The sequence below is a fragment of the Phycicoccus sp. Root563 genome, from assembly GCF_001427915.1.
Classification (GTDB): domain Bacteria; phylum Actinomycetota; class Actinomycetes; order Actinomycetales; family Dermatophilaceae; genus Pedococcus.
In genome coordinates, this window is sequence record NZ_LMGM01000001.1 from 3,110,399 (window position 1) to 3,129,432 (window position 19,034).

Consider the following 19,034-nt stretch of genomic DNA (forward strand, 5'->3'; position numbering starts at 1 on the left):
CGTGGCGTTGTCCGACCTCCTGTACGCCGCGTACGAGCGACGACTGAGCCGTCGCCTGCAGCGTGAGTCGCTCCCGCGCCACGTCGGGGTCATGCTCGACGGCAACCGGCGCTGGGCCAAGGCCCGCGGGCACGGGACCAAGGAGGGCCACCAGGCCGGGGCAGACAACATCGCGAACTTCCTCGACTGGTGCGAGGAGGCACGCGTCGAGGTCGTGACGCTCTGGCTGCTGTCGACCGACAACCTCAGCCGTCCCGCCGCCGAGGTGGTCCCGCTGCTGTCGATCATCGAGAACACCGTCTCCGACCTCGCCGAGACCAGGCGCTGGCGGCTCAACCCGGTGGGCTCGCTGGACCTGCTGCCGGCCGAGACGGCCCGGCGGCTCAAGGAGAGCGCCGACCTGACCGAGGACGTCGACGGCATGACGGTCAACGTCGCCGTCGGCTACGGCGGGCGGCAGGAGATCACCGACGCCGTGCGCTCGATGCTCACCTCCCACGCGGCGAGCGGCACGACCATCGAGGAGCTCGCCGAGACGCTGCAGGTCGAGCACATCGCCGAGCACCTCTACACCAAGGGCCAGCCAGACCCGGACCTGGTGATCCGCACGTCGGGGGAGCAGCGGCTGTCCGGGTTCCTGCTGTGGCAGAGCGCGCACAGCGAGTTCTACTTCTGCGAGGCCTACTGGCCCGACTTCCGGCACGTCGACTTCCTCCGTGCCCTGCGCGCGTACTCCGAGCGGAACCGGCGCTTCGGCGGCTGAGCCGGCGGCGCGCCATACCCGCTCAGGGGGTGCGGCGAGGGTGTCGGCACAACGTCGGAGGACGTCCTCCGACCAACGGGTTAACTCTGCGTGACACGCCGCGAGCCTTCCTTCCCCGGGGTCGGGTGAGTCGTACCGTCGGCAGTGACGCGGAGCACCCGTTCCGCGTTCGGGGAGGCCAACCTATGGAGCAGATCCAGCTCCGGGCGGAGGGTCGGAACCGGCCCCACCGTGGTGGGTTGGCCTGGTCCCGGCACCTCGTTCGCGAGTAGGCGCACCGCGCCGAAGCGCGCGCTGTGCCAAGGAGAGACATTGGCCTCGAACCACGACACCACCCGTCGCACCTCGACCAGCTCCGCAACCACCTCGGCCAGCGCTGCGACCGCCACCTCGGCCGCACCGCGCGTCGCTCCCGCACTGAAGCGCCGGAGCAAGGGTCGAACGCCGGCCTTCCGGACCTTCGTGCTCGACACCTCGGTCCTCCTCTCCGACCCGAAGGCGATGCTGCGGTTCAAGGAGCACGAGGTCGTCCTGCCCGTCGTGGTCGTCACCGAGCTCGAGGCCAAGCGGCACCACCCGGAGCTCGGGTACTTCGCCCGGCAGGCCCTGCGGCTGCTCGACGACATGCGCGTCCGCGAAGGACGTCTCGACGCGCCCGTGCCCGTCGGTGACCACGGGGGCACGCTGCGGGTCGAGCTCAACCACACCGACCCGAGCTCCCTGCCCGCCGGCTTCCGCCTCGGCGACAACGACACCCGGATCCTGGCGGTGGCCAAGAACCTCTCCAACGAGGGCTTCGACGTCACCGTCGTGAGCAAGGACCTGCCGATGCGGGTCAAGGCCTCCGCGGTGGGTATGGCGGCCGAGGAGTACCAGGCCGAGCTCGCCGTCGACTCCGGCTGGACCGGCATGGCCGAGCTCGACGTGACGGTCGAGGAGATGGACGCGCTCTACGAGCACGGCCGGATCGAGAACGCCGCAGCCGCCGAGATGCCCTGCCACACCGGGCTCGTCCTGCTCTCGCCGCGGGGAAGCGGTCTGGGGCGGGTCGGGGCCGACAAGCAGGTCCGCCTCGTCCGCGGTGACCGGGACGCGTTCGGTCTGCACGGCCGCAGCGCCGAGCAGCGGATCGCGCTCGACCTCCTGCTCGACCCCGACGTGGGCATCCTGTCGCTCGGTGGCCGGGCCGGCACCGGCAAGTCGGCCCTCGCCCTGTGCGCGGGGATCGAGGCGGTGATGGAGCGCCGACAGCAGCGCAAGGTCGTCGTCTTCCGCCCGCTCTACGCCGTCGGCGGCCAGGAGCTCGGCTACCTGCCCGGCAGCGAGCAGGAGAAGATGGGGCCCTGGGGGCAGGCCGTGTTCGACACCCTCGGCGCACTCGTGTCGCACGAGGTGGTCGAGGAGATCATGGACCGGGGGATGCTCGAGGTCCTGCCCCTCACCCACATCCGCGGGCGCTCGCTGCACGACGCGTTCGTCATCGTCGACGAGGCGCAGAGCCTGGAGCGCAACGTGCTGCTCACGGTGCTCTCACGCATCGGCCAGAACTCCCGTGTCGTCCTCACCCACGACGTCGCCCAGCGCGACAATTTGCGGGTCGGTCGCCACGACGGCGTCGCCGCGGTGATCGAGGCGCTCAAGGGACACCCGTTGTTCGCCCACGTCACGCTCACCCGCAGCGAGCGCAGCCCCATCGCCGCGCTCGTGACCGACCTGCTCGAGGGTCTCGAGGTCTGAGCACACGGCCCGGGGCGCCGCCCCCGGCACCCGCGCCCGGCCCCCACCACCGGTCACCGTGACGGTGGTGGGGGCCGGGCGTCCCCGTCGCGACCCGGGCCGGATCACGGTGGGGGGTGGGGCGCGTGGCCCGCCGGCTGCGGGCCATACCGGGTCGTGCGCTGCCTCACGCCCAGACCGGGGTGCGACTCGGACGAACGGGCCATTCTGGCGCCCCACCCGTCACAGACGTCACTCAGTACACCGATTCGGGCACCGGCGATTTCGGGAGAGGGTGGGTACTCAGGTAAGGTCTCGGTTTCATAACGCGCTGGTGTGAAGGCAGGGTCCGGCGCATCCCCCCGGCACCAACGAGGCCACCCACACGGTGGCCTTTTCCTTGGAGGAACCTGTATGAGCCAGCCCTACCAGGGTCGTCACCGCCATGCGGCGACCCCCGGCAGGAAGCCCTCTCGCTCCTCGGGGCTCACCCGATCCCTGCGCCGCCCGGCCGTGACCTCCAGCCTGCTGCTGGCCGTCGTCGCGACCACGGCCGCGGGCTACCAGGCCACCGACCAGCGCCAGACCGGCACTGCGGCCTTCACCGTGAGCACCGAGGCGATCGCGCAGGCGAACGAGCTCGCCGACGCGCAGATCGAGGACACCGCGCGCCTCGCGACCGACCGCAACGACACCAACGCGAGCTTCGCCGCGGTGCAGGAGAAGGACCGCCAGAAGGCCGTCGCCGCCGAGAAGGCAGCCGCCCAGGCTCGCCGCGAGGCCGCTGACAAGGCCGCCCGCGACAAGGCCCGCAAGGCCCTCGATGCGAAGAAGCAGGCGCTGATCGAGAACGCCCAGGCCGACCCGCGTTCCGCGGCCCGGGCGCTGCTCGGCGACTACGGCTTCGACGAGAGCCAGTGGAGCTGTCTGGACAACCTCTGGCACGGCGAGAGCGGCTGGAGCTTCAAGGCCGAGAACTCCTCGTCCGGCGCCTACGGCATCCCGCAGTCGCTGCCCGGCTCGAAGATGGGCACGATCGCCTCCGACTGGCGCAGCAACCCGGTCACCCAGATCAAGTGGGGCCTGCAGTACGTCAAGTCCTCCTACGGCACCCCGTGCGCCGCCTGGGGCGCGTGGCAGAGCCGCTCCCCGCACTGGTACTGAGCCCAGCACCCACCAGCATGGAACGCCGCCCCGGTCACCGGGGCGGCGTCCTGCGTATGGCGCGGAAGGGCTAGCGAGGCGGGCGGGTCATCGCGAGCACGTCGAGGGCCTCGTCCAGCTGGGCCTCGGTGAGCTCGCCCCGCTCGACGTGCCCGCGCTCGAGGACCACCTCGCGGATCGGGCGCCGCTGCGTGATCGACTGCTTCGCCACGGCCGCCGCCGCCTCGTAGCCGATGAACCGGTTGAGCGGGGTGACGATCGAGGGGGAGCCCTCGGCCAGCTCGCGGGCCCGCTCGCGGTCGGCCTCGATGCCGTCCACGCAACGGTCGGCGAGCAGGCGTGCGGTCGCGGACAGCAGGGTCGTGGACTCGAGGACGGCCTGCGCCATGACGGGCAGCATGACGTTGAGCTCGAACGCCCCCGAGGCGCCGGCGACCGTGATGGTGGTGTCGTTGCCGATGACCCGGGCGCAGGCCATCAGGGTCGCCTCGGGGATCACCGGGTTGACCTTGCCGGGCATGATGCTCGAACCGGGCTGCAGGTCGGGCAGGTGGATCTCCCCGAGACCGCTGCGGGGGCCCGACGACATCCAGCGCAGGTCGTTGCAGATCTTGGTGAGGCCGACGGCGACGACCTTGAGCGCGCCGCTCAGCTCGACGACGGCGTCCTGGGCCGACTGCGCCTCGAAGTGGTCGGCAGCCTCCCGGAAGTCGACCCCGGTGCGCTCGCTGACCTGCCCGATGACCGCCGCAGCGAACCCGGGAGCGGCGTTGAGGCCCGTGCCGGCAGCCGTGCCACCCAGGGGCAGCTCTGCCGTCGCCCGGGCCGCGGCGACGACCCGCTCGGCGCCCAGCTCCACCTGGCGGGCGTAGCCGCCGAACTCCTGCCCCAGCGTCACCGGGACGGCGTCCATCAGGTGGGTGCGCCCGGCCTTGACCACGTCCGCGAACTCCTCCTCCTTGGCCCGCAGGGCGCGGGCGAGGTGGAGCAGGGCCGGGGCGAGCTCGTGGTGCACGGCCAGGGTGGCGGCGATCCGCAGCGCGCTCGGGAAGGTGTCGTTGCTGGACTGGCCGGCGTTGACGTGGTCGTTCGGGTGGACGGACGCGCCGGTGGCAAGGTGGGCGAGCCGGGCCAGCACCTCGTTGACGTTCATGTTGGTCGACGTGCCCGACCCGGTCTGGAAGACGTCCACGGGGAACTGGTCGTCGTGCTGCCCGTCGGCGACCGTGTCGGCGGCCTCGGCGATGGCGTCGGCGAGGCCACGGTCGACGACCCCGAGGTCGGCGTTCACCCGGGCCGCCGCGCCCTTGAGGAGCGCCAGGGCGTGCACGACCCCCGGCGGCACCGGCTGGCCCGAGATCGGGAAGTTCTCGACCGCCCGGGCGGTCTGGGCCCCCCAGAGGGCGTCGACCGGCACCTCGACGTCGCCCATCGAGTCGTGCTCGGTGCGCGTGGCCGGGGGCGCGGCAGGCGCTGCCGCCACGAGGTCGGAGGTGGGCGGGGTCGGGTCGGAAGCAGGCTCCATACCTGCCATTGTGCGCGTCAGAGCTTGCGGAGGCGGATCCGGCGGACGCTGTGGTCCTTGCCCTTGGAGAGGACCAGAGTCGCTCGGCTGCGGGTGGGCAGGACGTTCTCGCGCAGGTTGACCTCGTTGATGTCGGCCCAGATCTGCGCGGCGCGCTCGCGGGCCTGCTCGTCGGTGAGCGCGGCATACCGGTGGAAGTAGGAGTCGGGGTCGGCGAAGGCGGTCTCGCGCAGGCGCAGGAAGCGCTCGACGTACCAGTGCCGGATGTCCTCGAGGTGGGCGTCCACGTAGACGGAGAAGTCGAAGAAGTCGCTGACCGCCATCCCCGTGCGGCCGTCGGCCTGCAGGCGCGGCGCCTGGAGGACGTTGAGCCCCTCGACGATGAGGACGTCGGGCTGGTGCACGACCACCTGCTCGCCCGGGACGATGTCGTAGGTCAGGTGCGAGTACACGGGGGCCACCACCTCGGCCTTGCCCGCCTTGACCTCGGCCACGAACCTCAGCAGCGCCCGTCGGTCGTAGGACTCGGGAAAGCCCTTGCGCTGCAACAGGTTGCGACGTTCGAGCTCGGCGTTGGGGAAGAGGAAGCCGTCCGTCGTGATCAGCTCGACCCGGGGGGTGCCCGGCCAGCGGGACAGCAGCTCCTTCAGCAGGCGGGCCGTCGTGGACTTGCCGACGGCGACCGACCCGGCCACCCCGATGACGAACGGGGCCTTCGCGGGGCGCTCGCCGAGGAAGTCGCTGGTGATCCGGTGCAGTCCCGCGGTGGCGCCGACGTAGAAGTTGAGCAGCCGCGAGAGCGGCAGGTAGACGTCCTCGACCTCCGCGAGGTCGATCCGCTCGCCGAGGCCCTGCAGCCGCGCGACGTCGCCGGCGTCGAGGTTGAGGGGGTGGTTCTCGCGGAGCCTCGCCCAGGCGGCTCGGTCGAGCTCGACGTAGGGCGACGGGAGGGCGGCCTGGCCCGTGGCGGGATGCGTCACGGGCGCCATTGTCGCCCACCGGCCACGCCGCCCGTGCGCAGCCGGGGTCACCGGCGCGGTGGTGCCCCGCTGATGCCGTCGGTCGGCGGTCGGGCCGTTAGGCTGCACCGCATGTGTGGAATCGTGGGATACGTCGGTCCGAACGCCGACGGCAAGGCCCTGGACGTCGTCATGGAGGGCCTGGCCCGCCTCGAGTACCGCGGGTACGACTCCGCGGGCGTGGCGCTGGTCACGAGCGACGGGGTGTCGAGCGAGAAGCGGGCCGGCAAGCTCGTCAACCTCAAGGACGCCCTCGCGGCCGACGACCTGCCCGGGTCGACGACCGGCATCGGCCACACCCGCTGGGCGACCCACGGCGGCCCGACCGACCAGAACGCCCACCCGCACCGCGGTGGCGACGACGGCAAGCTCGCCCTCATCCACAACGGCATCATCGAGAACTTCCACTCCCTCAAGAAGGGCCTGCTCGCCGAGGGCGTGACCTTCGAGAGCGAGACCGACACCGAGGTCGCCGCGCACCTCGTCGCCCGGGCGTATGCCGAGACCGGTGACCTCACCGAGGCGATGAAGGCCGTCGTCAACACCCTCGAGGGCGCGTTCACCCTGCTCGCGGTCCACGCCGACAGCCCCGGCGTCGTCGTCGGCGCGCGCCGCAACAGCCCGCTGGTCGTCGGCCTCGGCGAGGGCGAGAACTTCCTCGGCTCCGACGTGGCCGCGTTCATCGGCCACACCCGCCACGCGCTCGAGCTCGGCCAGGACCAGATCGTCACGATCACCCCCGACGCCTACGAGGTCATCAACTTCGACGGCACGCCCGCCGAGGGCAAGCCCTACGAGGTGACCTGGGACGCGGCCGCCGCCGAGAAGGGCGGCTACGCGACGTTCATGGAGAAGGAGATCCACGAGCAGCCCCACGCCGTGGGCGACACGCTCCTGGGCCGCACCGACTCCGACGGCCGGCTCGTGCTCGACGACATGTCGATCACCGAGGACCAGCTCAAGGACGTCGACCGCATCATCATCGTCGCCTGCGGCACCGCCGCCTACGCCGGCATGGTCGCCAAGTACGCCATCGAGCACTGGACCCGCATCCCCGTCGAGGTGTCGCTGGCCCACGAGTTCCGCTACAGCGACCCGATCGCCAGCGAGCGGACGCTCGTCGTCTCGATCAGCCAGTCCGGCGAGACGATGGACACCCTCATGGCCGTGAAGCACGCCCGCGAGCTGGGCGCCATGACCCTGAGCATCTGCAACACCCACGGGTCGACCATCCCGCGCGAGTCCGACGCGATCCTCTACACGCACGCCGGTCCCGAGATCGCGGTCGCCTCGACCAAGGCCTTCCTCGCGCAGATCACCGCCTGCTACGTGCTCGGCCTCTACCTCGCCCAGCTGCGCGGCGGCACGTTCGCCGACGACGCCCAGTCGGTCATGAAGGAGCTGCACGAGATCCCGGCCAAGCTCGAGGAGCTGCTCGGCCGGATGGACCGCGTCAAGGAGATCGCCCGGTTCATGGCCGACACCCGCTCGGTGCTGTTCCTCGGCCGCAACGTCGGCTACCCCGTGGCCATGGAGGGTGCGCTCAAGCTCAAGGAGCTCGCCTACATCCACGCCGAGGGCTTCGCCGCCGGCGAGCTCAAGCACGGACCGATCGCCCTCATCGACGCCGGCCAGCCGGTGTTCATCGTGGTGCCCGGCCCCGGCACGCCGCACGAGCTGCACAAGAAGGTCGTCTCCAACATCCAGGAGATCCGGGCCCGGGGCGCCCGCACGATCGTCGTCGCCGAGGACGGCGACGAGGACGTGCTGCCGTTCGCCGACGAGGTGATCCGCGTGCCCGCCACGTCGCCGCTGCTCGCGCCGCTGCTGACCGTCGTCCCGCTGCAGGTCTTCGCGCTGCACCTGTCCACGGCCAAGGGCCTCGACGTCGACCAGCCGCGCAACCTCGCGAAGAGCGTCACGGTCGAGTGATCGCGCACAGCCGATGATCGTCGGGGTCGGGATCGACGTCGTGGACGTCGAGCGCTTCGGGCAGACCCTGGAGCGCACCCCCGGCCTGCTCGACCGGCTGTTCACCGACGAGGAGCGGTCCCTGCCGCTCAACTCCCTGGCGGCGCGGTTCGCGGCCAAGGAGGCGCTGGCCAAGGCGCTGGGCGCCCCCGTCGGCTTGAACTGGCAGGACGCCACCGTCCGCCGGGGTGAGGACGGTCGTCCGCACCTGCAGATCACCGGCACCGTGGAGGCGCGGGCGGAGGCGCTCGGCGTCCACGCCTGGCACGTCTCCCTCTCGCACGACGCCGGCATCGCGTCCGCCGTCGTCATCGCGGAGGGCTGAGGTGCTCCGCGCGTACTCCGCCGAGGCGGTCCGCTCGGCCGAGGCCGCCCTGATGGCCACCCTCGACGACGGCGAGCTCATGGCTCGGGCCGCGTGGGGGCTGGCCGAAGTCTGCCGGGCCCGCCTCCGGGACGGTGGGGGCAACCGGGTCGTCGTCCTCGCCGGCCCGGGCAACAACGGCGCCGACGCCCTGTATGCCGCGTCCCACCTCGCTGACGACGGTGCGGACTGCCTTGCGCTGCAGGGTTCGTGGCCCTTGGCGATCGGTGACACCGCCTCCTGGGCGGCGGCGGGAGTGCGCGTCCTGGGTCCCGACGAGGACTGGTCCTCCGCCCTGGCCGGGGCCGACCTCGTCGTCGACGGGATCCTCGGCATGGGTGGTCGCCCCGGCCTGCCCGACGAGGCCGTCGCCTGGGTCGATTCGCTGCCGCCCGACGCCTATGTCGTCGCCGTCGACCTGCCCTCGGGCCAAGACCCCGCGGGGGAGGCCGTCGCGGACGGAGGGGTCTTCGCCGACGAGACGGTGACCTTCGGGGTGGCCAAGCCCGTGCACGTGCTCCCGGCCACCCAGGCCTCCGTCGGACGCCTCACCATCGTCGACATCGGGATCGAGCTCGACGGCGCCCCCGAGGTCGAGCGACTCGACTTCGCCGACGTGGCCCGGTTCTGGCCCGTGCCGCACGCCAGCGACGACAAGTACTCCCGTGGTGTCCTCGGGGTGGTGGCCGGTGGTGAGGACTACACCGGGGCACCTGTGCTGTGCTGCACCGCGGCCGTCGGCGCGGGCCTGGGCATGCTCCGCTACGTCGGCACCGCAGCGCCCACCACGCTGGTGCGGGCGGCGGTGCCCGAGGCGGTCATCGGTGACGGCCGGGTCCAGGCCTGGGTGGTGGGCCCCGGCCTCGACACGGCCTCACGGGCTGCCGGGAGCAAGGCCCAGCTCGACGTCGCGCGGGCGGCGCTCGCGTCCGACCTCCCCGTCCTCGTCGACGCGGGCGGCCTCGACCTCGTCCACGACCGCCGCGACGCCCCCACCCTGCTGACGCCCCATGCCGGTGAGCTGGCCCGGCTCCTGAGCCGGCTCGAGGGTGCCGACGCCGCCGAGGTGACCCGTGAGCAGGTGCAGGCAGCACCCCTCGCGCACGCCCGTCGAGCGGCTCGGCTGACTGGTGCCACGGTGCTGCTCAAGGGCGCCACCACCCTCGTCGTCCCGCCGGAGGGCCCCGTCCGTTCGCAGGACGACGCGCCGCCCTGGCTGGCGACGGCCGGAGCCGGTGACGTGCTCGCGGGGGTGTGCGGGGCACTGCTGGCCGCCGGGCTCTCTCCGGTGGACGCCGGGTCGCTCGGGGCGCTGGTCCACGGTGTCGCCGCCGACCGGGCCAACCCGGGCGGTCCGGTGCGCGCGCTGGCCGTGGCGCACGCCATACCCGGGACCGTGGCGCACCTGCTCACCCGCTGAGGGGACGTTCGACGCCCCGCGGGCCGGGTCCCGGACCTCGTCGAGGGTGGGGTGGGCCTCAGGGGCCGGCTCGCCCGGATCGCACTCGACCGGGTAGCGCGCCCGCCAGCAGGAGCACGACGACGGCGGCGAGTGGCACCACGGCGATGACGGCGCCGAGCCCCTGCCGCTGCGCCAGGACCCCCATCGCCAGCGGTGAGGCGAGCAGGGTGATCCGGAAGCCCATCCCGATGATCGACAGGCCGAGCCCGCGCGGGAGGCCGGGGATGTCGTCGGCCGCGCGCAGGGAGGCCGGGATGAGGGTGCCGATCCCCAGGCCGACCACGCCGAAGGCGGCGATGGTCAGCAGCGGGGACCCCACGACCAGCGCCAGCCCCATCGCCGCAGCCGCGAGTGCTGCTCCGGCCCGCGCCACCGAGCGGTCGCCCCAGGCGGTGACCGCACGGTCGCCGACCAGCCGGCCGACGGTCTGCAGTCCCTGGAGGGCCACGAACCCCAGGCCGCCGACCACGGCCGCAGCGCCGAGGTCCTCGCGCAGGTAGAGCGCGCTCCACGTCGAGGTGAGGTCCTCGATGCCTTGGGCCATCGAGCCCACGACGGCGAGCGCGAGCAGCCTGCCCAGCAGTCCCCAGCGGCGGCGACGGCGGCTCGGCGCGGCCTCGCCACGGCAGCGGCCGTCGGGGAGGGGTCGGGGTCGGGCCCGGGCAGCAGCCGGGTGCGGACGAGCAGGGCCAGCGCGATGGCGGTCGCGGCGGCCACGGCGAGGTGCGGCACGAGCGGCACCCCCAACCCTGCGGCGGCGCTGCCCATGGCCCCACCGACCACGGCGCCGATGCTCCACGTGGCGTGCATCGAGTTGAGGATCGAGCGTCCGTAGTGGCGCTCGACCCGCAGGCCCTGGGCGTTCTCGGAGATGTCGGTGACGGAGTCCAGGGCCCCGGCCAGCGCCAGCGCGAGGGCCAGGAGGAGCCAGGACGGGGCGGCGCCGACGAGCACGAGGTTGGCGGCGACGGCGAGGGTGCCCCCGACCGCGACCCGCGCGGACCCGAACCGGTTCACCAGGGCCGCGGCCACCAGGCCCGCGAGGACCGCCCCGAGGCCGTACCCCGCCACCGCGGTGCCGAAGGCTGCCTCGTCGAGGTGGAGGCGGGCGACGATGTCGGGGTAGCGGGGGACGACGTTGGCGAAGACGGCACCGTTCGTCGCAAACATCGCCGCCGTGGCCCAGCGGGCCCGGCGGGCCCTCCGGTCGGGGGAGCCCGACGGCACGGACCGGCTGCTCATCCCACCAGCATCACGGACGCGGGACCCCGGTCGCCGGGGTGCCCGACTGGCGGTCGCCCTGGGTCGTTCGGTGGAGGGCGCCGCGTCGGACGAGAAGGTCGAGGGAGGCCGTGAAAGACTGGTGCGCGATGACCACCGACACGGCGTCCAGCACCCCTCCTGCCCCGGCCCCGCCGGGGTTTCCCGCGTGCGCGCAGGTCGACCTCGGCGCCATCAGCGCCAACGTCGCGGCCCTGCGCGGGCACGCCCCGACCGCCGAACTCATGGCCGTGGTCAAGGCCGACGCCTACGGCCACGGCCTGGTCCCCAGCGCCCGGGCGGCCCTGCGAGGTGGCGCCACGTGGCTCGGGGTGGCCCAGCTCCCGGAGGCCCTCGAGCTGCGCCGGGCCGGCGTGACCGCCCCGCTGCTGTCGTGGCTGCACGTTCCGGGGCAGGACTTCGTGCCCGCCCTCGAGCAGGACGTCCAGCTCGGCATCTCCACCACGTGGGCGCTCGACCAGGCCGTCGAGGCTGCCCGAGCCACCGGTACGACCGCACGCATCCACCTCAAGGTCGACACCGGGTTGGGCCGCAACGGCGCCTGGGACGCCGATCTCGCGGCCATCCTCGAGCGCACCGCCGCCCTCGGGTCCGAGGGCGTGCTCGACGTGGTGGGGATCTTCTCCCACTTCGCCTATGCCGACGCGCCGCAGCACCCGACCGTGCGCGCCCAGCAGGAGCGGTTCGAGGGCATCGTCGAGCAGGCGGCTCGCAGCGGCATACGACCCTCGGTGCGCCACCTCGCCAACTCGGCGGCGACGCTCACGAACCCGTCCGCGCACTACGACCTCGTCCGCCCGGGGGTCGCGGTGTACGGACTGTCGCCCGTCCCCGACCTCGGTTCGCCCCGGGACTTCGGTCTGCGTGAGGCCATGAGGTTGCTGTCACACCTGTCGAGCGTCAAGGAATCGCCTGCAGGACAGGGCGTCTCGTACGGCCACGTCTACACCACGACGGAGCGGACCAGGCTCGGCCTGGTCCCGATGGGCTACTCCGACGGCGTGCCGCGGCACGCCTCCAGCGTGGGACCGGTGCAGGTCGGTGGACGCCGGTATGCCGTGGCGGGGCGGGTCTGCATGGACCAGTTCGTCCTCGACCTGGGTGCCGACAGCCACGCCGTCGCCGGTGACGAGGTGGTGCTGTTCGGTGTGGGCGAGGCGGGCGAGCCGACCGCCCAGGACTGGGCGGTCGCGGTCGACACCATCAACTACGAGATCGTGACCCGGGTCGGCGCCCGCGTGCCTCGGGTCCACCTGGGAGAGGTGGAGGCGTGACGCCCCCCAACCGCGGACTCATCGGCCTCGGGGTCGGGCTCGCCGCCGCCGGTGTGGCCACGGCTGCCGGAGTCGCCGCCGGCCGGGTCAACCGTGAGCGCACGGCCCGGCTGTCGGTCCTCGCGCCCGACGGCGTCTACGCCCACATGCCCGACCACGAGCTCGCGGTCGTCGCCGACGACGGGGTGCCCCTCCACGTCGAGGTCGACGAGCCGGCCGCCGACGCGGCCGACCCCAAGCACCCCACCGTCGTCCTGAGCCACGGCTACACCCTGAGCCTGCGGAGCTGGGTGCTGCAGCGAAAGGCCTTGCAGCGAGCCGGATACCGCGTCGTGCTGTGGGACCAGCGCAGCCACGGCCGGTCCGAGGTCGCCGAGGGTGACTCGTGCACGATCGAGCAGCTCGGCCGCGACCTGCACCGGGTCATCGAGGAGGCAGCCCCCGAGGGGCCGCTCGTCCTCGTGGGCCACTCCATGGGTGGCATGACCGTGATGTCGATGGCCGACCAGTTCCCCGAGACGGTGCGGCAGCGCGTCATCGCCGCGGCGTTCGTCGCGACGAGTGCCGGCGGCCAGAACATGGTGACGCTGGGGTTCGGCCAGTTCGTGGGGCGGCTGCTCGGGCGTCTGGGGCCGCGGTTCCTCGCCAGGGTCGGCACCCAGCAGAAGCTGGTCAACACCGCCCGTCGGGTCGGCAGGGACGTCGAGGACCTCATCGTCGACCACTACAGCTTCGCGTCGCCGGTGGCCCAGCACACGATCCGCTACACCGGCGACATGATCATGGGCACGCCGCTGTCGGTCATGGCCGACTTCCTGCCCACGATCAACGTGCACGACAAGCAGGCCGCGCTGTCGCACTTCCACGGCATCGAGACGTTGGTGGTCAACGGGATGCAGGACCTGCTCACGCCACCAGACCATTCGGAGGCCATCGTGCGGCTGGTCCCCGGGGCCGAGCACGTCGTCGTCGAGGACGCCGGCCACATCATCATGCTCGAGCACCCGGAGGTGCTGAACGAGCAGCTCCTCGAGCTCGTGGAGCGCGGGATGCGTGCCTCGGCCGAGAACGTCGACGTCGGGCGCAAGCCGCGGGTCCGCCGCACCGTCACCGACCTGTCGAAGCGACGCCGGGTCGCGAAGGCTCGGCGTGGGGGTCGGCGTGCCTGAGGTGTCGAGCCCGTCGCTGCCGACCGCAGAGGACACGCGGGCCTGGGGTGCGCGGCTGGCTCGCCTCCTGCGCGCCGGTGACCTCGTCGTCCTCACGGGCGGACTCGGGGCGGGGAAGACCACCCTCACCCAGGGCATCGGTGAGGGACTGGGCGTACGCGGTCCGGTCACCTCCCCGACGTTCGTCATCGCCCGGGTCCACCCGTCGCTCGTCGACGGGCCCCGGCTGGTCCACGTCGACGCGTACCGGCTCGGCGGGTTCGCCGAGCTCGACGACCTCGACCTCGACGCCTCCCTGGAGGAGTCGGTGACCATCGTCGAGTGGGGCCACGGCCTCGCGGAGGACCTGTCGGACGACCGCCTCGAGGTCGTCCTCGACGGTGAGGACGTGCGCTCGGCCGTCGTCACCCCGCACGGGCGCCGCTGGGAGGGTGTGGACCTCGAGGTCCTCGGGCGCCCCGTCCTCGAGTCCGCACACGAACGGGAGGAGGACCGCTGATGCTGCTCCTCGCCATCGACACGTCCACGTCGGCGATCACCGTCGCCCTGCGGGGAGAGGGGGTCGCCGCGAGCGCCACGGTCCTCGACGCCCGCGGTCACTCCGAGCACGTCGCACCCCTCATCGAGCGCTGCCTCGCGTCGGCCGGGCGGACCCCGGCCGAGGTCACCGGAGTCGTCGTCGGCAACGGACCCGGACCCTTCACGGGGCTGAGGGTCGGCATCGTCACCGGACTGGTCTTCGGGCACGCGCGCGGGGTGCCCGTCCACGGTGTCTGCAGCCTGGATGCGCTGGCCGCGGACGCCGCACCCCTCGTGGGTCGTGGTGAGCTGCTCGTCGCCACCGACGCGCGGCGCAAGGAGGTCTACTGGGCCCGGTACGCCGTCGAGACGGTGGACGCCTCGACGCCGGAACGCCTCGTCACGCGACGGCTGACCGAGCCCGCCGTGGACCGTCCCGCCGACCTCCCCGACGACGTGCGGGCCCTGCCGGCCGCCGGCCGTGGGCCGGTGCTGTTCCCGGACCTGTTCCCGCACGCGATCGGGGTCCTCGACGTGCAGGCCGCCACGCTGGCGGCTCTCGCGGAGGAGCGCCTCGATGGTGGGGAGGACATGCCGGTCGAACCCCTCTACCTGCGTCGCCCGGACGCCCTCACCACGGCCGAGCGGGGTGCGAGGTGAGGGACCTGCGCTGGACCGACCTGCCGCAGCTCGTCGCCCTCGAGGCCGAGCTGTTCCCCGACGACGCGTGGTCGCAGGAGACCTGGTGGGCCGAGCTCGCCGCCCGGCCGCGTCGCTCGTACGTCGTCGAGGAGCTCGACGGGGCCCTGGTCGGCTACGCCGGCCTCGACCTCGCCGGCGAGGTGGCCGACGTGATGACGATGGCGGTTGCGCCGTCCGCGCAGGGCCACGGCCTGGGACGTCGCCTGCTCGACGAGCTCGTCGCACGGGCCGCCGCCGACGACGCGACCCACCTCATGCTCGAGGTCCGCGAGGACAATGCTGCTGCCCGAAGGCTCTACGACACAAGGGGATTCGAGCTGTTGACCGTTCGACGACGCTACTACCAGCCCGGCGACGTGGATGCCCACGTCATGCGCCTCACCCTGGCCGGAGCGACGGCATGAGCGCCGACCAGCCGCTCGTCCTCGGGTTCGAGACGTCCTGCGACGAGACCGGGGTCGGCGTCGTCCGCGGGGAGACCCTGTTGTTCGACGCGATCGCCAGCAGCGTCGACGAGCACGCGAGGTTCGGCGGGGTGGTGCCCGAGGTCGCCAGCCGTGCGCACCTCGAGGCCATGGTGCCGACGATCGAGCGCGCCACCCGCGAGGCCGGCATCCGCCTCGAGGACGTCGATGCCATCGCCGTGACCTCCGGTCCCGGGCTCGCCGGCGCGCTCATGGTGGGCGTCGCCGCCGCCAAGTCCCTCGCGGTCGCGCTCGGCAAACCCCTGTACGGCGTCAACCACCTCGCGTCGCACGTCGCGGTCGACATCGTCGAGCACGGTCCGCTGCCCGAGCCGACCCTCGCGATGCTCGTCTCCGGTGGTCACTCGTCGCTGCTGCTCGTTCCCGACGTCACCCACGACATCCGGTCGCTCGGGTCGACCATCGACGACGCGGCGGGGGAGGCGTTCGACAAGGTCGCCCGAGTCCTGGGCCTGCCGTTCCCCGGCGGGCCGCACATCGACCGGGTCGCCAGGGAGGGCGACCGGGTCGCCATCGACTTCCCGCGCGGCCTGACGACCGGGCGCGACATGGAGCGCTACCGGTTCGACTTCTCCTTCTCCGGTCTCAAGACGGCCGTGTCGCGCTGGGTCCAGGCGAAGGAAGCCGCGGGGGAGCCGGTGCCCGTGGCCGACGTCGCGGCGTCGTTCCAGGAGGCGGTGACCGACGTGCTCACCCGCAAGGCGATCCTCGCCTGCCGCGAGCACGGCGTGCAGAACCTGCAGATCGGCGGCGGTGTCGCGGCGAACTCCCGGTTGCGCGCCATGGCCCAGGAGCGCTGCGACGCAGCGGGGATCACGCTGCGCGTGCCGCGCCCGGGGCTGTGCACCGACAACGGCGCCATGGTCGCAGCCCTCGGCGCGCAGATGGTCCTCAAGGGCAGGACGCCGTCCGAGCTGGACCTGCCCGCCGACTCCTCGATGCCCGTCACCCTCGTCCAGGCCTGACAGTCAGGCCTCACCGCGCGGCCTCACCGCGCGGCCTGACCACGTGGCCTGGACACGTGGCGTGACCGTCCAACCTGACGCGCAGGCTCACGGTCAGTCGCAGCTGACCAGGCCCGAGTCGGCCTTGAGGTCCAGCACCCTGGCCGCCGCGGCGTCGACCTGCGTGGCGAAGGCGGGACTGGCGGCGCGCTTGCGGGCGATCGCCTTGAGCATCGTCCCCGCCTGGTCGGACCTCGCCGTGAGCACGATGTCACCACCAGCGGCGAGGAACCTCGTTGCCCGATCGCCGACGGGCACGGCTGCCACGGCCTTCGCGGCACCGACGTCGTCGGTGATGACGACCCCGTCGAAACCCAGCTTCCCCCGCAGCAGCCCGCTGATGACCCCGCGGGAGAACATCGCCCGGTTGTCGGGGTCGAGCCTGGGGTAGCGCGCCGACGACACCATGACGACGGGTGCTCCCGCCTTGATCCCGGCCGTGAACGGCGCCAGGTAGCTGTCGCCGGCGTCCGTCGTGGCATCGGTGGTCCCCGCGGTGGTGACGTCGGTGTTGCCGGTGATCCGGCCCAGTCCGGGGAAGTGCTTGACGGTCGGGATGACGTCGGCGGCGAGGGAGCCGCGGACGAAGGCCGCGACATACGTGGCGTTGCCCTGGCTGGAACCGGGCACGAAGTCGCGGCGGTAGCGCCCGATCGGCTGGTTGGCCGCGCCCAGCGAGGTGGGCACGGTGTCCGCCACGGGGGCGAGGTTGATGGTGACGCCGGCCTTGGCGAGCTCCCGCGACCAGGCGGCGACGTTCGCCTCCTCCGTCCTGGGTCCGCCCTGCCCCTGCGTGCGGGCCGACGGCATGCGGGTGAACCCCGGACCCTTGAGCTGCTGGACCTGGCCGCCCTCCTGGTCCGCCGCGATGAGCAACGAGCCTCCTGCGCCCTGCTGCAGCCTGGCCGAGATGCGGGCCATCGAGGCGGTGCCGCCGGACCAGCCCCCGAGGTAGATCACGCCGCCGAGGTGTTGCGACTTCACCTGTGCTGCAAGGCGACTCGAGCTCCCGGTGGGCTGCAGGCCGACCATGAGCAGCTGGCCCGCCCGTTGGGCCGGCGTGAGTTTGCTGGCGAGGCGTTGGCCGCAGGAGGGTGCCGGGGTCGTCGTGGTGCTGCTCGGGGTGGAACTCGTCGACGTGCTGCTCGATCCGCTCGCGGACGTCGGGGAGGTGGTCGGCGGGGTGCTCGTCGAGGACACGCCGGACGTGGTGGGCGCGGACGACGTGCGGGTGGCGGTGTCGCAGCCGGCCGCGAGGAGGGCCGCGAGCGAGGCGACGCCGAGGGCGCGCAGGGGACGGGCGGTGCGGGCTCTCACCGATCGAACCTATCCCGGTGGTCTCGCCACCACGAAACCGCTCAGGTGGCGATCCGCCCGAGCTGGACCCGCACCGCCTCGAGCGCGTCCTGGTCGGAGAGCCCGAGCCGGCGGGCCGCGAGGGCGAACCCGCGCGCCGCCTCCTCGACCTGGCTGCGCGACTGCGATGCCGTATGGCGCGCGGGCGCCACCACCGTGCCGTGGCGCACGCGGCTGGTCACGAGGGCGTCCGACTCCAGCTCGCGGAAGGCGCGAGCCACCGTGCCCGGTGCCAGGCCCAGGTCGGACGCCAGCTGGCGGATGCTCGGGAGGCGGGTCCCCGTCTCGAGCGCGCCGGAGCGGATCATGTCGGCCAGCTGGGTGCGCAGCTGTTCGAACGCCGGGACCGCGCTCTCGGTGTCGATGTCGATGACGACGGCACCGGTCACGGGGCGACCCCGGGCGAGGTCGCGACGACGTCAGCGGCGGGACGGGTGCGGACCGGGCTGCGGCGCACGGCGACCAACCAGCCGACGACCACGGTGGCGACCAGGCAGGTGAGGCTTGCCGCCCCCCACGCCGAGACGGAGTCGGTCGACGCAGGGTCGGCCATGAGCGTCAGCAGGCTCGCCGCGGGGTATCCGGCTGCGACGATGGCCGAGCCGGCGAGGACGTTGGCGCTCCGGGCCCGCAGGGCGTCGTCGGCCGCGACGAGCTCGGCGCTGGACCCGGGCTGGGGTCGCGAGACGACGCGCAGGAGCGTGGCCCAGAGGGCGCCCAGCCCGAGCGCGGCGACGAGGAGCCAGGCCGCGGCCTGGGCCACGACAGCACCGTCCCCGTCGGACCGCGCGACGACGGCGACGGCCAGCCCGGCGAGGGCGAGGCAGGCGAGGGCCAGCAACACGGTGCTGTCCATCCGGAGGTAGCCCCGGACCGTGCGCCGGGTCAGCGACGCCGTGCGGCGGCCGCCCTCGACGGGCAGGCCGGCGAGGCGCCACTCGGCGACGACCGCGCCGACGAACCACCCGAGGAAGCCCGCGGAGAAGCTGATGGTCAGCCGGGCGTCGCGCAGCGCCCAGAGGACCCCCAGCACGAGACCGGTCGTGAGCCCCAGGACCCGCCACCGGTGCGTCACGGCGAGTGCGCGCACCACCAGCGGGCCGTTGCTGCTCGTTACGAGCAGCTCCTGGCGGCGGGCGAACCGGCGCGTCCGGACCAGGGTCACCGGAGCGGTCGTGGCGGAGGCGACGATGGTCAGGAGGACGGCCCCGAGCACGGCTCCGGCGAACATGAAGACGAAGCGGTTGAGCATGCGGCCAC

General features: G+C 73.0%; 18 protein-coding genes and 1 pseudogene. 12 read left to right on the forward strand and 7 right to left on the reverse strand.

What is annotated here, in order from left to right:
* The first annotated feature begins 1 nt into the window (after position 1).
* From ASD62_RS14820 to ASD62_RS14830, 3 genes are all read left to right on the forward strand, one after another.
* The gene (locus ASD62_RS14820) at positions 2 to 763 is read left to right on the forward strand and encodes an isoprenyl transferase (RefSeq protein ID WP_056916611.1); all 762 of its coding nucleotides are present in this window, start codon (positions 2 to 4) and stop codon (positions 761 to 763) included.
* Positions 764 to 1,264: 501 nt separating this feature from the next.
* Complete coding sequence (locus ASD62_RS14825; protein ID WP_235529131.1) at positions 1,265 to 2,500, forward strand: PhoH family protein; 1,236 nt, start codon at positions 1,265 to 1,267, stop codon at positions 2,498 to 2,500.
* A 393-nt stretch (positions 2,501 to 2,893) separates the two neighbouring features.
* Entirely contained in the window at positions 2,894 to 3,643 is a 750-nt protein-coding gene (locus ASD62_RS14830; protein ID WP_157581498.1) for a hypothetical protein, read from the forward strand.
* A 70-nt stretch (positions 3,644 to 3,713) separates the two neighbouring features.
* Here ASD62_RS14830 and ASD62_RS14835 read toward each other — a convergent pair whose 3' ends face one another.
* Together ASD62_RS14835 and coaA are read right to left on the reverse strand one after the other, a co-directional pair.
* Positions 3,714 to 5,168 carry an aspartate ammonia-lyase gene (locus ASD62_RS14835; protein WP_200956895.1) on the reverse strand — a complete coding sequence of 485 codons (1,455 nt, stop codon included), beginning with the start codon at positions 5,166 to 5,168 and terminating at the stop codon, positions 3,714 to 3,716.
* A gap of 17 nt (positions 5,169 to 5,185) precedes the next feature.
* On the reverse strand, positions 5,186 to 6,157 hold the full coding sequence (gene coaA / locus ASD62_RS14840; protein ID WP_056916612.1) for a type I pantothenate kinase: 972 nt from the start codon (positions 6,155 to 6,157) through the stop codon (positions 5,186 to 5,188).
* 102 nt (positions 6,158 to 6,259) lie between these two features.
* Between coaA and glmS the strand changes: the two genes are divergently transcribed.
* From glmS to ASD62_RS14855, 3 genes are read left to right on the forward strand one after another with little or no spacing between them, the layout of a single operon-like run.
* Entirely contained in the window at positions 6,260 to 8,119 is a 1,860-nt protein-coding gene (gene glmS, locus ASD62_RS14845) for a glutamine--fructose-6-phosphate transaminase (isomerizing) (protein ID WP_056917426.1), read from the forward strand.
* 13 nt (positions 8,120 to 8,132) lie between these two features.
* Positions 8,133 to 8,483 carry a holo-ACP synthase gene (locus ASD62_RS14850; RefSeq protein ID WP_056916613.1) on the forward strand — a complete coding sequence of 117 codons (351 nt, stop codon included), beginning with the start codon at positions 8,133 to 8,135 and terminating at the stop codon, positions 8,481 to 8,483.
* A gap of 1 nt (position 8,484) precedes the next feature.
* On the forward strand, positions 8,485 to 9,942 hold the full coding sequence (locus ASD62_RS14855; protein WP_056916614.1) for a bifunctional ADP-dependent NAD(P)H-hydrate dehydratase/NAD(P)H-hydrate epimerase: 1,458 nt from the start codon (positions 8,485 to 8,487) through the stop codon (positions 9,940 to 9,942).
* A 58-nt stretch (positions 9,943 to 10,000) separates the two neighbouring features.
* On the opposite strand, the gene ASD62_RS21030 is transcribed toward ASD62_RS14855, so the two are convergent.
* Both ASD62_RS21030 and ASD62_RS14865 read right to left on the reverse strand, forming a co-directional pair.
* On the reverse strand, positions 10,001 to 10,528 hold the full coding sequence (locus ASD62_RS21030) for an MFS transporter (protein WP_369818802.1): 528 nt from the start codon (positions 10,526 to 10,528) through the stop codon (positions 10,001 to 10,003).
* A 29-nt stretch (positions 10,529 to 10,557) separates the two neighbouring features.
* A pseudogene (locus ASD62_RS14865) lies at positions 10,558 to 11,226 on the reverse strand (MFS transporter); the annotation flags it as partial.
* A 128-nt stretch (positions 11,227 to 11,354) separates the two neighbouring features.
* On the opposite strand from ASD62_RS14865, the gene alr reads away from it, so the two are divergent.
* Genes alr through tsaD form a run of 6 tightly spaced genes read left to right on the forward strand, consistent with a single transcriptional unit; the run spans position 11,355 to position 16,379 of the window.
* Positions 11,355 to 12,539, forward strand: a complete 1,185-nt coding sequence (alr, locus tag ASD62_RS14870; protein ID WP_056916617.1) for an alanine racemase — start codon at positions 11,355 to 11,357, stop codon at positions 12,537 to 12,539.
* Entirely contained in the window at positions 12,536 to 13,708 is a 1,173-nt protein-coding gene (locus tag ASD62_RS14875) for an alpha/beta fold hydrolase (protein ID WP_056916618.1), read from the forward strand. The genes alr and ASD62_RS14875 overlap by 4 nt, the downstream gene beginning before the upstream one ends.
* Positions 13,701 to 14,207 (forward strand): tRNA (adenosine(37)-N6)-threonylcarbamoyltransferase complex ATPase subunit type 1 TsaE, encoded by a 507-nt coding sequence (gene tsaE / locus ASD62_RS14880; protein ID WP_056917427.1) that lies wholly within the window; start codon positions 13,701 to 13,703, stop codon positions 14,205 to 14,207. The genes ASD62_RS14875 and tsaE overlap by 8 nt, the downstream gene beginning before the upstream one ends.
* Positions 14,207 to 14,887, forward strand: coding sequence for a tRNA (adenosine(37)-N6)-threonylcarbamoyltransferase complex dimerization subunit type 1 TsaB (gene tsaB, locus ASD62_RS14885; RefSeq protein ID WP_056916619.1), 681 nt, complete (start codon positions 14,207 to 14,209; stop codon positions 14,885 to 14,887). Before tsaE ends, tsaB begins: the two co-directional genes overlap by 1 nt.
* Positions 14,884 to 15,333, forward strand: coding sequence for a ribosomal protein S18-alanine N-acetyltransferase (gene rimI, locus ASD62_RS14890; RefSeq protein WP_056916620.1), 450 nt, complete (start codon positions 14,884 to 14,886; stop codon positions 15,331 to 15,333). The genes tsaB and rimI overlap by 4 nt, the downstream gene beginning before the upstream one ends.
* Positions 15,330 to 16,379 carry a tRNA (adenosine(37)-N6)-threonylcarbamoyltransferase complex transferase subunit TsaD gene (gene tsaD / locus ASD62_RS14895; protein ID WP_056916621.1) on the forward strand — a complete coding sequence of 350 codons (1,050 nt, stop codon included), beginning with the start codon at positions 15,330 to 15,332 and terminating at the stop codon, positions 16,377 to 16,379. Before rimI ends, tsaD begins: the two co-directional genes overlap by 4 nt.
* Positions 16,380 to 16,472: 93 nt before the next feature.
* On the opposite strand, the gene ASD62_RS14900 is transcribed toward tsaD, so the two are convergent.
* From ASD62_RS14900 to ASD62_RS14910, 3 genes are read right to left on the reverse strand one after another with little or no spacing between them, the layout of a single operon-like run.
* Positions 16,473 to 17,735: a glycoside hydrolase family 3 N-terminal domain-containing protein gene (locus ASD62_RS14900; protein ID WP_082580850.1), complete on the reverse strand. Its 1,263-nt coding sequence runs from the start codon at positions 17,733 to 17,735 to the stop codon at positions 16,473 to 16,475.
* Between the two features lie 41 nt (positions 17,736 to 17,776).
* Positions 17,777 to 18,163, reverse strand: a complete 387-nt coding sequence (locus tag ASD62_RS14905; RefSeq protein ID WP_056916622.1) for a GntR family transcriptional regulator — start codon at positions 18,161 to 18,163, stop codon at positions 17,777 to 17,779.
* Entirely contained in the window at positions 18,160 to 19,026 is an 867-nt protein-coding gene (locus ASD62_RS14910) for a hypothetical protein (protein WP_056916623.1), read from the reverse strand. Before ASD62_RS14910 ends, ASD62_RS14905 begins: the two co-directional genes overlap by 4 nt.
* Positions 19,027 to 19,034 lie beyond the last annotated feature (8 nt).

Excerpts from the sequence above, each read along its gene's own strand:
- ASD62_RS14825 (WP_235529131.1), top strand. The coding sequence starts at position 1,265 with ATGCTGCGGTTCAAGGAGCACGAGGTCGTCCTGCCCGTCGTGGTCGTC.
- ASD62_RS14830 (WP_157581498.1), top strand. The coding sequence starts at position 2,894 with ATGAGCCAGCCCTACCAGGGTCGTCACCGCCATGCGGCGACCCCCGGC.
- ASD62_RS14835 (WP_200956895.1), bottom strand. The coding sequence starts at position 5,168 with ATGGAGCCTGCTTCCGACCCGACCCCGCCCACCTCCGACCTCGTGGCG.
- coaA (WP_056916612.1), bottom strand. The coding sequence starts at position 6,157 with ATGGCGCCCGTGACGCATCCCGCCACGGGCCAGGCCGCCCTCCCGTCG.
- glmS (WP_056917426.1), top strand. The coding sequence starts at position 6,260 with ATGTGTGGAATCGTGGGATACGTCGGTCCGAACGCCGACGGCAAGGCC.
- ASD62_RS14850 (WP_056916613.1), top strand. The coding sequence starts at position 8,133 with ATGATCGTCGGGGTCGGGATCGACGTCGTGGACGTCGAGCGCTTCGGG.
- ASD62_RS21030 (WP_369818802.1), bottom strand. The coding sequence starts at position 10,528 with ATGGCCCAAGGCATCGAGGACCTCACCTCGACGTGGAGCGCGCTCTAC.
- alr (WP_056916617.1), top strand. The coding sequence starts at position 11,355 with ATGACCACCGACACGGCGTCCAGCACCCCTCCTGCCCCGGCCCCGCCG.
- tsaB (WP_056916619.1), top strand. The coding sequence starts at position 14,207 with ATGCTGCTCCTCGCCATCGACACGTCCACGTCGGCGATCACCGTCGCC.
- tsaD (WP_056916621.1), top strand. The coding sequence starts at position 15,330 with ATGAGCGCCGACCAGCCGCTCGTCCTCGGGTTCGAGACGTCCTGCGAC.
- ASD62_RS14910 (WP_056916623.1), bottom strand. The coding sequence starts at position 19,026 with ATGCTCAACCGCTTCGTCTTCATGTTCGCCGGAGCCGTGCTCGGGGCC.